At 75.0% G+C, this 264-nt stretch carries 1 protein-coding gene; it reads right to left on the bottom strand.

Annotated elements, in window-relative coordinates:
* The coding region (locus SB754_RS20880) for a glycosyltransferase (RefSeq protein ID WP_410784264.1) at positions 1-264 on the bottom strand (264 nt) is incomplete at both ends.

The following is a 264-nucleotide window of genomic DNA, read 5'->3' as shown; positions in this document are numbered from 1 at the left end:
CGTGACGCCAGGTGCGCGTGCGCTCGATCTCGTCGCGGCCGGCCTCCGCGAGCTCGCGCCGCAGCGCCGGATCCTCGGCCAGCAGGAACAGCGCCGACGCGAGCGCGTCGGTGTCGGAGGGCGCGACGAGCACCCCGGTCCGGCCGTGGTCGATGAGCTCCGGCAGCTGGCCGACGCGGGAGGCGACCACGACCGCTCCCGCCGCCAGGTACTCGAGGACCTTGAGCGGGGAGAAGTACGGGTCGCCCGTTGCGGGGTAGGGAG

It is taken from the genome of Leifsonia sp. SIMBA_070, assembly GCF_046534635.1.
Taxonomy (GTDB): domain Bacteria; phylum Actinomycetota; class Actinomycetes; order Actinomycetales; family Microbacteriaceae; genus Leifsonia.
This window is presented reverse-complemented; position numbering and strand designations above follow the sequence as displayed.